The organism is Psychrobacter sp. Choline-02u-9 (assembly GCF_002836505.1).
In the GTDB taxonomy this organism is placed as follows: domain Bacteria; phylum Pseudomonadota; class Gammaproteobacteria; order Pseudomonadales; family Moraxellaceae; genus Psychrobacter.
This window is the reverse complement of the sequence record NZ_PJBF01000061.1, coordinates 1-14,440: the sequence shown is the minus strand read 5'-3', so window position 1 is coordinate 14,440 and position 14,440 is coordinate 1. Positions and strand designations below refer to the sequence as shown.

Genomic DNA, 14,440 nt, shown 5'->3' with positions numbered 1-14,440 from the left:
GCTAAGCTATAAGAGCAAGCTATCAGACTAAATCATCAGACTAGGCCATAATTATTAGTCATGATGCTAAAGACAATCAGCGTCATCTTAATGGTATAACAGGATACAGCTTTATAGCTGGGTGCGGCGCTTGTCGCTATTTTTAAGACAGTTGGACAATGTCATAGGAGGGCATAGGATGCCATATTTATTTGGTGGCTTGGTAGTATTGAATGCGATTACGCTAGGCTATTATTTATTCTTAAAACAGCCATCAACGACCCGAACACTACAAACAGCTCAGGCTGAAATTATCCAGCCACTAGCTTTTACTAACAGTGCTGAGTATATTCCGCCGGCTATTGGTAGCAAAGACTAGCGTTGACCTCTTTGCTTATTCAGATTAAAGTTTCATCAATATTTTGAATTTGGTACCGTATTGTCTACCTCAGATACCTCTTCTACTTCAGCCGCTAATGTCGTATCTCCAGCGACTTTAGAGAGTAGGGGAATGCGTACGCATACTTGTAGCCCACCTTCAGGGTGGTTAATGGCTTCAACAGTACCGTGATGTAATCGTGCAATACGATCAACAATTGCAAGACCTAGTCCGCTACCTTGAGTAGTCCGTGCCGTCTCTCCACGTTCAAACGGTTGCATAATCCGCTCTAATTGATCATCAGCGACGCCATCACCGCAATCTCGTACACAAATCACTAACTGTTCTTGAGCTTCTTTGTTCACTACATTTTCACTGACCACATCCGTATCTTCGTCTTCGACAGTTTCTATAAATGTCGGTACAACCGTTGCCGATAAATAAATAGGTGGCTTTCCATAACGATTGGCATTATTAACCAAGTTGATAATCAGGCGCTTGATGGACAATGGACGTACGGGAACGACCTTGTCGCATTCTGACTCATATACAAACTTCATTGGCGCAAACTGCACCATGATTTCGTTAAATATAGTGTCTAGGTTGGTCAAGCTGACTGGCTCATCAGAACCGTCTTTCATAAATGAGATGAACTGCTCCAAAATAGCATCCATATCCTCAATATCGTAAATCAGCCCTTCACGGAAGAAATCATCTGGTAGCATTTCTGCGGTTAAGCGCATACGTGTCAACGGCGTCCGCAAATCATGTGAGATGCCGGCAAGCATGATTGTTCGCTCTTTTTGCGCCTGATTCAAGGTCGTGAACAGTCGGTTAAATGCCATATTAACTTGACGTATTTCTGTGGGGCCTTTCTGAGTGGGCAGTGTGGTTGCATGACCGAGACGAATATAGTTAGTAGCTGCACGTTGTAGGTAGCGTAGCGGGCGATTCAACTGACGGGCTAATAGAATAATCGTGAGTAACGATAGGATAGGCAGTCCAATCAAAAATAGCACCAGTAATGTCGGGCTATACTGCGAATAGTAGACGACAGGCTCACGCACCCAAAAACTGTCATCACGGCTATCTTGTACCCATAGCTGCGGCGTTGGCTTAAATTTAAAATAGACCTCTACAGGACGACCAAGCTGCGCACCGATTTCACGTTGTAGTACGTCCGTAAAAAAGCTTACGAACGGCTTATCAGCGACTTCTGGAAAGTCACTCGGATTGTTTACCACAACGACATGAGAGTGCTGGTAAATCCATTGGCGTACTTCGGGACGACCTTGCCAGTCTTTATTAACACTATTGATCAGCTGCAACTCACTCGTCAAATAACGCGCATGGTTTTTTAACTCTGGTAGATATAGACTGCGCCAAAAGAACAAAATTGATAAGCTCACACTGATAAGCACGATAAAGGCAACCATTAAGGTCGTTAGCCAAGTGTTGGAATAAGAGCGTGGCAGCCAACCTTTACGACGCGGCTTTGGGTTCGGAGAGATCATATGTGTCCAACAGAGTAAAAGAAAAGTTAGTGTGATATAGCCTGTAGTTCTCTAAACATAGTCGTCTTAAGGCGAGTATGTGCGTTAATTTATGGCGGTATATCATAGAATAGCATAATCAATAAATAGTACTGATACAGTATGCAATCGACGAGCGAGCCAGATAGTTATTGGAATAGGTATAAAGTTAAACTTAAGGGTGAGACCATCTAATAACTGTAAAACCTTTAGAAATAACCATAGGAGTCTACAGAACTTAAAGAAAAACTTTAAAAATAAACTATTATTATCAGTTATATTTTACTTAGGTCGACATTTAAGCTATTGTTAATAAATAATTAAATATGCACAGTTTATGTTTTCAACAAATAAAGACTGTGATATAATTATGCCCTTTTTGGTATACCTGCGAAAGAGAGAATTCACATGGTTGTTATTCGTTTAGCACGGGGCGGTGCCAAGAAACGCCCATTTTATCAAGTAGTTGTTGCTGATCAACGCCGCGCGCGTGACGGTCGCTATATTGAAAACATCGGCTTTTTTAACCCACTCGCTAAAGAGTCTGAAGAAGCAGTACGCCTAAACATGGAAGCGTACAATGCGTGGATCGCAAAAGGTGCACAACCTTCAGATCGTGTTGCTTCATTAGCAAAAGCTTACAACAAGTCTGCAGCTCAAACTGAAGCAACTGCTTAAGTTTTGGTTGTTATTGAGACGTTCGTAGCAAAACTACGATATGACTCAGTAGACTTTAGAATACATAGCGTAACTGGTCTGACCAGGGTGCGCCATTAACTGTTTATCGCTTTTGACGCAATTGTTTTTGCAATTGCTGTTTTAATCATTGTTAGGTTAGCTGCTATGTCATCTGTTCCAAACGCTAGTGCCCTTATGAAAATTGGTCAGCTTAAGAAGCCTTACGGCATTAAAGGCTGGCTTTGGGTATTCAGTGATACGGATGACCGTACAGCGATATTCGACATGAAGCCGTGGTGGATGAAAACTGCCACTGGCATGAAACCTTTGACTGTGAAAGCTTGGCGTGAGCAAGGAACAGGAATTGTGGCTCAATTTGAGCAGATTCCTGATCGTAATGTTGCTGAGACTATGAACGGTGTTACCGTTTGGGTCGAACAAAACGTCCTGCCTGAAACAGCTGAAGACGAATATTATTGGTCGGATTTGGTCAGTCTGCGCGTGATGAACGAGCAGGATGAGTATCTAGGTAATATCACTGAAATGTTTGAAACCGGTGCCCATGACATCATGCGTGTAACGGCAAATTCAGACAGTTTGGACAATGAAGAACGCCTGATTCCATGGCATAAGCAAACTGTGATAGAAGTCAATATGACTGAAAAAACAGTGCTTGTGGCATGGCCAAGTGATTACTAATAGCGTTTCTGGCTTTTTAGTCAGATGTTGTTAGTACTTACACCGATTGTTTTAGCCTTAACGCAAGTAGACATCAGATGTATTTTGCCGTAATTAGTATTTTTCCTGAGATGTTTACCACGATTTGTGAATTTGGAATCACAGGCCGAGCAGTGACTCAAGAACAAGTTACGATTGAATGCATCAATCCACGTGATTATACCACCGATAACTATCGCCGTATTGATGAGCGCCCTTATGGGGGTGGTCCTGGGATGGTGATGATGGCTGAGCCATTATCGAAAGCCATTGAGGATGCACGATTGCGTGCCAGTCAACATGGTTGCCGTGTCGATAGTGAGCACTGTCCGGTGATCTATATGTCACCGCAAGGGCAAACGCTTAGTGAGAGTAGCGTAGTCAATATGACTGATTACGATGGCATGATTTTATTATGCGGTCGTTATGAAGGTATTGACGAGCGTTTACTATCACAATATGTTGATATGGAAGTATCGTTAGGTGATTACGTGTTGACTGGTGGCGAGTTGCCAGCAATGGTGCTGATGGATAGTGTGATACGTCGTCTGCCCGATATCATGGGTGATGACAAGTCAGCGGAGCAAGACTCTTTTGTCGATGGCTTGCTTGACTGTCCACACTATACTAAGCCGCATGAGTTTGCGGGTATGGCGGTTCCTGAGGTATTACTTTCAGGTCACCATGCCAATATCGCTAAGTGGCGTTTTAGTCAGCAAGTCAGTCGTACGCAAACGCGTCGTCCAGACTTATGGCAAGCGTTTACTCCAACGGTAGAGCAAGCAAAGTGGCTGAAAGCATTGGCCAAAGCAGATAAAAAGTAGATTTTTAAAATCTGACTTTATTGTTACTAGGTTTGATAAACAGTTAAGAAACAGAATTTTGAGCAATAATAAAACGAGTCATCACATAGTGGCCGTTGGTTATAACCCATTTACGTTGTGTCTCACTATAAAGAGATGCGATTAATTATTACAAACAGGTGATATGCGTTAAGCCTCTATTATCTAATGTGAGGAGATAACTCTCATGAGCAACAAGCATCCATTGGTTCAGGTCATCGAAAACGCTCAATTGCTTGAGCGCCCAAACTTTGCACCCGGCGATACCGTTGTGGTACAAGTAAAAGTACGTGAAGGTGAGCGTGAGCGTTTACAGGCTTTTGAAGGCGTTGTAATTGCTAAGCGTAACCGCGGTCTAAACTCAGCGTTTACCGTACGTAAAATCTCAAGCGGCGTTGGTGTTGAGCGTGCATTCCAATTGCATTCACCAATCATCGATAGCATTGAAGTGAAACGCCGCGGTGCTGTTCGCCGTGCGAAACTGTACTACTTACGTGAGCGTTCTGGTAAATCAGCACGTATCCGCGAAAAACTTGCGCCACGTCCAGCTCAGAAAAAAACTGACGCTGGTGTACCTGATGCAGTTGATACTGCACCTGGTATCTAAGCACAAGTTTGCCGTTTTGAATTAGTCCTATAATTTTAGGATTGGCTCAAGACAAGGTAATAGTAGATACAAGCCCTTATTCATAGGTTTATTTATAAATAAGCGGGCCATACCAAAAAAGACGAAACCCCAATCTATGCGCAAGCTAGATTGGGGTTTTTGTATGTATAGCATTAATAATTTGAGTTTTATCAGCTCTGATAGTGCCAGTTATAAGCTAAAGTTTATTGAGCATCAAATGTATCGATGCGGTTGACTTGCTCTTTGGACTTACTGTATTTGCGCAGTCTAATGTATAAAGTCTTGGTAACGGTTGCAATGAGCTTTTGCTGCTCATCAACGATATCGACTTTATATTCACGGAATACCGCTTCGCCTTCTTTTGCTAGATCTTGAATAGTAATAATTTCAGAGCTAGGTATTTTCATGCGCGCAGTGACTTTGCTATTGCCAGGCGCGACAAAATCAATGTGTGAGCTCTTGTCCCACACTACATAGTTGCTACCCAGTTGATGCATCAGCATGAGCATATAAAAAGGGTCAACCATCGAATACAAGCTACCACCAAATTGAGTACCGACGATATTTTTGTTCAGAGTATTTAGTCCCATGCTTACCACACATAAACCTTGATCGAGACTGATATGATCGATTTTGATACCTGCGCCAATGTATGGTGCATAAGTATTAAGGCGCAGCTTTAATAAGTGCGGTGTCAGCAGCGGCATGATGCTTTGCTTGGCCCGACGTTTCAAGGTCTCAAGGTTGGTAGGTAATACGCTCATAAACTTGTCCTGTTGCCTTTTTTCTCAATTTTTTGATTGTATCAATAATGCGGTTTTACACAGTGTCACTGAGAAATAAATCGATAAAAAGTATTTATCATAATTAAAAAGTACTCAGCCCGCTAGCTCTAAAGCGTAACCGAAATGACATATTTATGCCCACTTATAAGTAACGATCGTTATTTATTATAACTATCTTTGCTATTCATCTATGTGATAAAAAATCATCTAGATGCAAATCATTATCAATAAAATGGTCATTTATCCTAATTCAAAGTCCATAACAGAGAGATTTTTTCCTCATGGTTTTCTATTAAGGTTAATTTTGTCTCAAATAGAAACTTTAGTTTATATATTATAATGAGATACATAGTATCTTTAAATGGTTTTAGGTTCGCATTTCATCAAGTCTTGGCATACAATAGTTCGCAGTTTGTAATAGGCGCTTTGGTCTATGACATTAGAGCAGAGCGTGTGTAGTCAATCAAAGACGTAATCGACACAAGGAAATGTGATGAGTAACCCTCAGACCCCCTCTTCAGGGTCTAATCCGCCGACCTCGAACGTAAACCACGACAGTCAAGTACAAGGCAGTTATGTAGATTTGCATAAGCCCAGTTCTAGTTTTGACAGTCGTGATGCTTACTTAAACCATGAATTACAAATCATGCAGCCGAAACGCTGGCGTCCTAATTTACCATTCCGTGATTACCGTTTTGAATACGAAGATACTATTCCAGCAATGGCCGCGACCATCGGTAAAGTTGTTATGGTGGGCGCCATTGCAGCAACCTTTGCAGGTCCACTCGGCTTAGGTGATGCGTTTGTTCTAGAAAACGTACGCTACGAGCTATTGATCGTCTCCTTCTTTATTATCTTATTTTCGGGCTTTTTATTGCCGACGGCCAACCTTGCTGGTACTCACGGTCCACTTATTCCTTTGATTCCTATTGTGGTAGCAGCTGGTGGGCACCCGATGGCCTTTGGTTTGCTTATCGGTGCTTTTGGTCTGCTCCTCGCGATTAGTAAAGGGGGGAGTCTACTAGCCAACTTAACCAGTAAAGGTGTGTGCGGTGGCCTATTGATTTACTTGGGCTTTATCGGAACCACATCACAGGTCAAAAACCTCTTCGCTTGGGCAGAAGGGATTGGCATGTCGCATATTGCTTTCTTTATTATTCTGGCGACTATCCTACTGTATGCATTGCTTGAGCATTGGCAAAAACGCTGGCTCGCGGTTCCGCTAAGCTGTGTGCTGGGTGGTGGTCTTGCATTTGCATTGGGTGCACCTTTTGCGTTCAAAACAGCACCAGGATTACCAAACATGAATCCAATGTATTGGTGGGGCGAAAACACAGGTTGGATGTTAGGTCTGCCGACGATTGAAAGCTTCATTGTAGTACTGCCGTTTGCTATTTTGGCCGTGGCAATGTGGTCGCCAGATTTCTTGGGCCATCAGGTGTTCCAAAAAATCAGCTATCCTAAGCGTACTGAAAAAGTGCTTATGGATATTGATGACACCATGACCAGTGCTTCATTTCGTCAGGTAGTCGGCTCTGTATTGGGCGGCTCCAACTTTGCGTCATCTTGGGGAACGTATATTGTTCCTGCGGCGATTGCTAAACGTCCAATTCCTGCCGGTGCTTTATTGACGGCTCTATTTTGTATTATCGCAGGGGTTTGGGGCTATCCGATGGATTTGGCCATTTGGCAGCCAGTGATGTGTGTGGCCTTGATCGTTGGGGTGTTTATTCCATTACTAGAAGCTGGTATGGAGATGACGCGTGAAGGTAAAACCACGCAATCTGCTGCTATCGTGGTATTCGCATCGGCATTGGTCAACCCAGCCTTCGGTTGGTCGCTCACATTGTTGCTTGATAACTTAGGTCTGATCGGCTCTAAAGAACGTAGTGCCAATTTGACTAAGATGAGCCGCTGGATCATACCGGGTATTATGTTCGTGGTACTGACAGGCGTCATGGCTATCGTCGGTATGCTGCCGGGTATCCCAGCACTGATGGCAAACTTCCGTCATTAGTAGTATGTGATTGGATAAACGATAATAGAACAAACTAAGCCGGCGAAAGCTGGCTTTTTTATGGGTAGCGCTGCGATAATAATTGGCTTGTAAAACAATGACTCCCGCCCCATAACTAGCAGTATTACTAAGATTTTTAAGAGCAATAAATTCTATGGTTAATGTCTCAGAATCGAGTCCTGTCGATGATAAAAAAGCCCGTCTTAAGCATCTGATTAAACGCCTGCCTAACCTGCCAGGGGTGTATAAGATGCTAGGTAAGAACGGCGATATATTATACGTTGGTAAAGCTAAGTCGCTAAAAAGTCGGGTAAATAGCTACTTTGCTAAGACGATAGATCATCCAAAGACACGGGCGCTAGTGGCGCGGATTCATAATATTGAGACTATCATTACGCGTAGTGAGACCGAAGCGCTGTTGCTTGAACAGAATCTAATCAAAGAGCATCGTCCGCCCTATAACGTGCTGCTGCGTGATGATAAATCCTATCTTTATGTGTTTATCTCAGCCGATAAGCCTTATCCACGCTTGGCTTACGGTCGCGGTAAGGGCAATCACCAAAAAGGTCGATTCTTTGGCCCGTTTCCCTCTGCACATGCGGCAAAAGAAACGTTGGTATTGATGCAAAAGATGTTTCAAATGCGTCAATGTACCAATACCTTTTTTAAGCAGCGTCAGCGTCCTTGCCTTGAGTATCAGATTAAACGTTGCCGTGCGCCCTGTGTCGGTTTAGTTTCGCCAGAAGAGTACGCAGAAGACGTCAACAATACGATTCGTTTTCTAAAGGGCGACTCTAGCGATATCCATAGTACGCTGATTGAAAAAATGGAAGCGTCAGCTGAAGCGTTAGATTTTGAGAAAGCAGTATTTTATCGTGATCAGCTGTCTATGTTACGCGAAGTACAAGCCAGGCAAGCGGTCTATACCGTACAAGGTGAGGCAGATGTGATTGCGATTGCCAGTCAAGCTGGCATGACCTGTGTGAACGTACTGACGGTACGTGGCGGCCGTGTACTAGGCGGAAAAAATTATTTCCCAGATGTGGACAGTAGTGAGTCGTTAGCAGATAACCTATCGGCCTTTATTACGTCATTCTATTTCCAAGTAACCGATGATTTGCCCGCTGAAATCATATTGAGCCATCAGATACCAGATCAGGTAGCAGTGAGTGAAGCATTGGCAACGCATTTTGGCAATAAGGTGGTCATCAAGACCAATGTGCGTGAGCACCGTTCAGAGTGGCTAGACTTAGCAACATTAAATACCAGTAATGCACTAAAAACCAAGCTTGGCGATTATCTAGAGCTGCATGCACGCTTTGGCGCACTAAAAGACGTATTGTCAACTGTCACCGATCGGACGATTGATCGCATTGAATGTTTTGATATCTCCCATACTATGGGTGAGGCGACCATTGGTAGCTGCGTGGTGTTTGACCAAGGTGGCTCGCGCCGTCGCGATTACCGTCAGTATGCTATCCATGATATCCAAGGTGGCGATGACTATGCAGCGATGAAACAAGTGCTGACTCGGCGTTACAAGAAACAACCATTGCCGGATTTACTATTGGTTGATGGTGGTAAAGGTCAGCTTGGCATTGCCAAAGAAGTATTGACTGAATTGGGTATTCTTGGCGACACCTTGCTCGTCAGTGTGGCAAAAGGGGAAGGACGCAAGGCTGGGCTTGAGGTATTGCACTTTTTAGATCACGAGCCGTTAGATCTACCGATGGATAGCAAAGCATTGCATTTGCTGATGCATATTCGTGATGAGGCGCATCGTTTTGCGATTACCGCTCACCGTAAAAAACGCGATAAGCGTCGCTCATCATCAGTGCTAGAGGTGATACCGGGACTGGGTGAGAAACGTCGTCGTGACTTGCTCAATCACTTTGGTGGTATGCAGCAGCTGCTTGGTGCTTCACAGCAAGAGTTGGCAGGCGTACAAGGCATCGGACCAGTACTCGCAAAAACGGTTTATAAAGTATTGCACGAGTAATGGATTAGATATTATCAAGCAGCAGTTTTTATTGATTGTCTATAAATAAGACTGTGTGAAGATTAAAAAAAGGGGCAATTTCAGATAAGTAAAATTATCCAAGACTGCCCTTTTTTAATAAGCTTTTACTACTTATCAGCTTCTACTTTATAAGTGGTAAATTTAAAGCTTAAATCGCTTTTTTCATCGTGCATCTGCTCAGATTCGTCTGCTACTTTAAAGCGTTCTGGCAGCTCAGGGTAAAAGGCATCGCCATCAGCAATGTCAGTATCTACATGAGTCAGCTCAATACGGTCGGTGTACATCAGAGCGTCACTAAATACTCGCTCGCCGCCAATCACCCAAATCGTATCGAGATGCGCGCCATGTGCTAGGCTAGCTGCTTGTGTCAGAGCATCGTCTAGATTGTGTACCACATAAGCATTGTTGCTATCTGCGAGACCTTTTGTCTCAGCATAATCCATCTGTGTCGTGACAATGAAGCTCACACGCTTAGGTAATGGTTTACTACCCATTGACTCAAATGTCTTACGACCCATGATCACGATACCTTGAATCTTGCTATCGTTTTCTTTGGTCGTCATGCTTTTGAAATGTTGCAAATCTGCTGAGATATGCCACGGTAGCTCATTGTTTTTGCCGATACAGCGATTGCTACTAATAGCAGCGATTTGGGCAACTTCGGTATGGGCATAGCTCATAATATATCCTTTTTATTATATTCTTAAGTTTTACTTTTATTTAGCGTAGTTAATCAAACTAACTTTATACGGCAACTTTGGCTTTGATAGCAGGGTGCGACTCATAGTCATTGACGTTAATGTCTTCGTACTCAAACGCAAATATGTCTTTTACTTCAGGGTTCAAAGACAATGTTGGCAGTTTATATAGCGAGCGTGTCAACTGTAGCTCGGCCTGCTCACGGTGGTTTTGATAGATATGGCAATCACCACCTGTCCAGACAAACTCTCCAACTTCTAGACCACACACCTGCGCGATCATATGAGTCAATAGCGCATAGCTCGCAATGTTGAAAGGCACACCTAGGAATATTATAACCCCTAATTTATGCACAAGACGCCTAATAACATAGCCTTAAAAGCTATAATAGCATTGTGCACTTTTAATTCTGCACAATATGGGTTATACATACAAGGTTATTATACCTGATTTTAAAATATCACTGCTAATAGAAGGTCTTGTTTATTTCTTTTAGTTGTACTAAGGCATATAAAACGTGATTGCTCCAACATTAAAACTCACCCTAAAGCCCTATCAATCAACGCATCAGTAAGCTGAATTTGCGTCTCTTGAGACTGCTGTAGCTTAACTTTTAACTGATCGCAAATAGCCATTAGTTCATCGACTTTAGCAACGATACGGTGTTGTTCAGCTAGAGGAGGTATAGGAATTAAAAATTTTGATATATTTCCCATGCTAAGATTAGCTCTTGCATTGTCGAGCCTTTCCTAAAAAGTGTGTAACTATCATTTAGATTGTAGAAGTACTTACACGAAATTTAGGAAAGGCTCGTTCATAGACAGTATGAAGGTATTTACTACCTGGCAATCAACAACTTTACAGCAACCTCAAAAAGACACTCATCTTTGATAGTAATACTAACTTTGCCATTATGAGCATTGGCGATAGCTTGCACAATAGATAAGCCTAAGCCTGTTCCTGAATGCATCGTATTCGTTTTATCATGACGATAGAATCGCTCAAACAGTTTATCGGCTTCAATCTGATTTAATGGTTTGTCTAGACGGTTGGTCATAGTTATTCTTAACCAGAGCTGCTCTGGGGATTGAATATCGTCTTTTGGCGCATTAAGCGAGGTGCTTGAAGTGAGGACAGTAGCGGATATCATAATAGTGCTATTACTAGCCGCATAATAAATCGCATTTGACATCAGGTTGGCAAACAGCCGTTGCAATAAGCCTTTATCACCTAGTACTGTTTTAAAATCACCCGATTTTTCAAAGATTATCTCACGATCCTCAGCAATCATCTCATAATAATCTATAAGCTTTGTGATCAAGCTCTCTATATCGACATGACTGATTTGCGAATCACTCAGCTCTTTTTGAGTTTTTGCCAGTAATAACATATCGTTAATCATGGCGGATAACTGCTTTAACGTATCATGCTGATGATGCAATTGCTCAATGTATTCGTCGCTTTCTCTTGGCTTAGTTAACATGACTTGCGTTTGCGTACTCAGCGTCGCTATTGGCGTACGTAGCTCATGGGCGATATTGTCTGAAAACCGTGATAATGATTCAAAGTTACTTTCAAGCTTGATCATCATAGAATTATAAGACTCCGTTAGTGGACGTAATTCTAACGGCATATCGCCAACCACAATTCTTTCATCTAACCTTTGAAGATTAATGCCTTTCATCTTTTGTACGATAGTAGCTAGGGGAGCAAAACCCCAGTGTACACTTAGTGCTGCTACTGAAACCAATAATAAGGTAATGGCGATAAGTATCAAGCTCAGCTGGCGATTAAACTGGATAAGATATTGATGATGCACATCGATAGGTAGAGCAATAAATGCCAAAACCTCTTGATGTGTAATGATAATGGCTCGGTAATGCCTATTATTTATCTTGATCATAAACTGCTGATCGCGATAGTCCTGCAATAGTTGTAACAAGCTAAAATCTGCCGGTAGATCATTGATGAAATTACTGGGATCGCTGGACAATAAATTGCCGTTTTTGTCTGATATTAACGTTTTTAAATCATAGTCTAACCAAGAAGAATGTAGATGATTGGCATCAATTAGCGCTTGCGACTTTGACACTGTAAAAGGTTCTATGTGATCGTTAAAATTCACCATGCGTTTACGCAGGTTAAAAGCTGCATGGGTAATAATCTCTGAGTCCATTTGCTCAAAGTGCTCGTTAACAGAGCGCTGAACCCATATATAAATAACAACTTGAGAGATAACAACAAATATTGTCAGTAAAAAAACAGTACGCCATAACAAAGGCCAGCGTCGATTCTTAAATTTATCTCTCATTTTATTTTAGATCATCTTTGTTGGTATCATCGTCGCCCATGCCACTATCCACGTCGACATTCAGTGGCTCTAACTTGTAGCCCATTCCGCGTACCGTATGAATCAGCTTTATATCAAATCCATCATCAATTTTTATCCGCAAGCGCCTTATAGCCACGTCAATGACATTTGTATCACTGTCAAAATTTATGTCCCATACTTGTGAGGCAATCACAGTGCGTGGCAGTACCTCACCTTGACGTTCTAAGAAAAGTTGTAATAAAGCAAATTCTTTAGCAGTCAATTTTATGTTGGTATCGCCTCTATATACAGTGCGTTTAGCAATATCTATTTTTAGGTCAGCCATATGTATGACAGAGCTTTTATAGTCTGATTGATTGGCACGCCGCAATAGGCTTTTTATTCGGACAATTAGCTCGGCAAAAGCAAAAGGTTTGGTCAGATAATCATCGCCACCAATTTCAATGCCCTTAATCCGATCGCTTAAATCATCTTTAGCGGTTAAAAATAAAACAGGCGTATGCTTTCCAGCAGCACGGTAGCGCTGTATCAGCTCAAAGCCGCTGACGTCAGGCAGCATCACATCCATCACCACCACACTAAAATCTTCAGTCATTAACGCATGATAGCCATCTAAACCTGTCATGTGATGATCCACGATGAAACCGGCCTCAGTTAAGCCTTTCTTAATATATTCTCCAAGGTTTTTCTCATCTTCTACTAACAGTACTTTCATCGTTGCTTACCTTTATATCATTATAGTTGTCAACAGCGTATCACTAACATTGTTAGCTTATCAGCCATATATTTATCAGGAACCCTTGTTATAACAGTGTTCTTTGGATAGAGACAGATGCTGGTACTTGGTTTTAATGACAAGAAGATGACAATATTATGCTGTTCCTAACGAACATGTAATATCCGTGTCATCTAGCTGTCAGCCACCATTTAGTATTCTAAATCAACTCCGCATATTGGCTTGTCTCTGATACAGACTGCCTCTACGAGTAAAGCAATTATCCTACTTAAACAGTTTGTTATTTATCTTTAAAGGGTCTTATATGAAAAATTATAGTTCATTAAAAAAAGCAGCTTTACTTTCAGTATCGATGTTAGTGGGCATGTCAGCGGCCAATGCGCATACCACAAACTTAGATGCTTCTGTTCTTGGTAATTGTGATGCGCTCACTAGTTTTGCAAGAAACGCAGATCATAATGATGCACAAATGTCCAAAGAGCAAAAGAAAAGTTATGTCGACGCCAGAGTGGCTTGTCAGGTTCAACATCAAGATCAACATTTGCAGTCTGAAAAGTATTTTGTGAAAAAATATGGTAGCGATCGTGATAGAAATGCTGAAGCCATATTAAATGAATATATCGCGCATTAAAATCTAAAGCGGTGAGAATGACAGAATTGTAATCTTAACGTCATCTACCAGTCAGAATGATTAATGTATCATTTAGGCTGGTTTAACAACTATTGAACTCAATAACCTTTAATCCAAACAATAGGAATTAATCATGTCACAATTTAAATTACTGTCTAAATCAATCGCAATGACGGCCATCGCTCTTGTCGTATCGACCTCAGCTCTAGCACATGATCCTAAAATGCACGCTGAAAAAGATCAGATGAACTGTGAAAAAATGCAAAAGCATATGCAAATGATGCAAAAAATGGATCATAGCAAGATGGATATGAAAGATCCTGCTATGAAAGCAATGATGGCTAACATGGGTAAAATGAAGCAAATGTACCAAAAAAACTGTGTTACTAACGACAGTAAATCTTAAAAATTTTAGCTCTGCTAAATAGCAGTCAACACTTAACGAAAATAAAGTTTTAGGAAAAC

At 41.8% G+C, this 14,440-nt stretch carries 14 protein-coding genes and 2 pseudogenes; 9 read left to right on the top strand and 7 right to left on the bottom strand.

What is annotated here, in order from left to right:
• Positions 1 to 178 precede the first annotated feature (178 nt).
• Positions 179 to 358 carry a hypothetical protein gene (locus CXF69_RS12800; RefSeq protein WP_101205952.1) on the top strand — a complete coding sequence of 60 codons (180 nt, stop codon included), beginning with the start codon at positions 179 to 181 and terminating at the stop codon, positions 356 to 358.
• 35 nt (positions 359 to 393) lie between these two features.
• On the opposite strand, the gene CXF69_RS12795 is transcribed toward CXF69_RS12800, so the two are convergent.
• Positions 394 to 1,872: an ATP-binding protein gene (locus CXF69_RS12795; protein ID WP_101205951.1), complete on the bottom strand. Its 1,479-nt coding sequence runs from the start codon at positions 1,870 to 1,872 to the stop codon at positions 394 to 396.
• A gap of 426 nt (positions 1,873 to 2,298) precedes the next feature.
• On the opposite strand from CXF69_RS12795, the gene rpsP reads away from it, so the two are divergent.
• From rpsP to rplS, 4 genes are all read left to right on the top strand, one after another.
• Positions 2,299 to 2,568 carry a 30S ribosomal protein S16 gene (rpsP, locus tag CXF69_RS12790; RefSeq protein ID WP_021812802.1) on the top strand — a complete coding sequence of 90 codons (270 nt, stop codon included), beginning with the start codon at positions 2,299 to 2,301 and terminating at the stop codon, positions 2,566 to 2,568.
• A gap of 165 nt (positions 2,569 to 2,733) precedes the next feature.
• Positions 2,734 to 3,267: a ribosome maturation factor RimM gene (gene rimM / locus CXF69_RS12785; RefSeq protein WP_101205950.1), complete on the top strand. Its 534-nt coding sequence runs from the start codon at positions 2,734 to 2,736 to the stop codon at positions 3,265 to 3,267.
• A 77-nt stretch (positions 3,268 to 3,344) separates the two neighbouring features.
• Positions 3,345 to 4,109, top strand: coding sequence for a tRNA (guanosine(37)-N1)-methyltransferase TrmD (gene trmD, locus CXF69_RS12780; protein ID WP_101205949.1), 765 nt, complete (start codon positions 3,345 to 3,347; stop codon positions 4,107 to 4,109).
• A 205-nt stretch (positions 4,110 to 4,314) separates the two neighbouring features.
• On the top strand, positions 4,315 to 4,734 hold the full coding sequence (gene rplS / locus CXF69_RS12775) for a 50S ribosomal protein L19 (protein WP_101205948.1): 420 nt from the start codon (positions 4,315 to 4,317) through the stop codon (positions 4,732 to 4,734).
• 224 nt (positions 4,735 to 4,958) lie between these two features.
• Here rplS and CXF69_RS12770 read toward each other — a convergent pair whose 3' ends face one another.
• Entirely contained in the window at positions 4,959 to 5,519 is a 561-nt protein-coding gene (locus tag CXF69_RS12770; protein WP_101205947.1) for a DUF4442 domain-containing protein, read from the bottom strand.
• 514 nt (positions 5,520 to 6,033) lie between these two features.
• On the opposite strand from CXF69_RS12770, the gene CXF69_RS12765 reads away from it, so the two are divergent.
• Positions 6,034 to 7,557: a DUF3360 family protein gene (locus CXF69_RS12765; RefSeq protein WP_101205946.1), complete on the top strand. Its 1,524-nt coding sequence runs from the start codon at positions 6,034 to 6,036 to the stop codon at positions 7,555 to 7,557.
• A gap of 154 nt (positions 7,558 to 7,711) precedes the next feature.
• The gene (uvrC, locus tag CXF69_RS12760) at positions 7,712 to 9,556 is read left to right on the top strand and encodes an excinuclease ABC subunit UvrC (protein ID WP_101205945.1); all 1,845 of its coding nucleotides are present in this window, start codon (positions 7,712 to 7,714) and stop codon (positions 9,554 to 9,556) included.
• Positions 9,557 to 9,684: 128 nt separating this feature from the next.
• Here uvrC and CXF69_RS12755 read toward each other — a convergent pair whose 3' ends face one another.
• The 5 genes and pseudogenes from CXF69_RS12755 to CXF69_RS12735 form a co-directional block, all read right to left on the bottom strand.
• Entirely contained in the window at positions 9,685 to 10,257 is a 573-nt protein-coding gene (locus CXF69_RS12755) for a dihydrofolate reductase (RefSeq protein ID WP_101205944.1), read from the bottom strand.
• A gap of 64 nt (positions 10,258 to 10,321) precedes the next feature.
• Positions 10,322 to 10,609: pseudogene (gene thyA / locus CXF69_RS12750) on the bottom strand (thymidylate synthase); the annotation flags it as partial.
• A gap of 206 nt (positions 10,610 to 10,815) precedes the next feature.
• A pseudogene (locus tag CXF69_RS12745) lies at positions 10,816 to 10,995 on the bottom strand (restriction endonuclease subunit S); the annotation flags it as partial.
• A gap of 119 nt (positions 10,996 to 11,114) precedes the next feature.
• Positions 11,115 to 12,587 (bottom strand): ATP-binding protein, encoded by a 1,473-nt coding sequence (locus CXF69_RS12740; protein WP_102078324.1) that lies wholly within the window; start codon positions 12,585 to 12,587, stop codon positions 11,115 to 11,117.
• Between the two features lies 1 nt (position 12,588).
• Positions 12,589 to 13,323, bottom strand: a complete 735-nt coding sequence (locus CXF69_RS12735) for a heavy metal response regulator transcription factor (protein ID WP_102078323.1) — start codon at positions 13,321 to 13,323, stop codon at positions 12,589 to 12,591.
• A gap of 325 nt (positions 13,324 to 13,648) precedes the next feature.
• Between CXF69_RS12735 and CXF69_RS12730 the strand changes: the two genes are divergently transcribed.
• Complete coding sequence (locus CXF69_RS12730; RefSeq protein ID WP_011959984.1) at positions 13,649 to 13,975, top strand: hypothetical protein; 327 nt, start codon at positions 13,649 to 13,651, stop codon at positions 13,973 to 13,975.
• 133 nt (positions 13,976 to 14,108) lie between these two features.
• On the top strand, positions 14,109 to 14,381 hold the full coding sequence (locus tag CXF69_RS12725) for a hypothetical protein (protein ID WP_102078322.1): 273 nt from the start codon (positions 14,109 to 14,111) through the stop codon (positions 14,379 to 14,381).
• Positions 14,382 to 14,440: the final 59 nt, after the last annotated feature.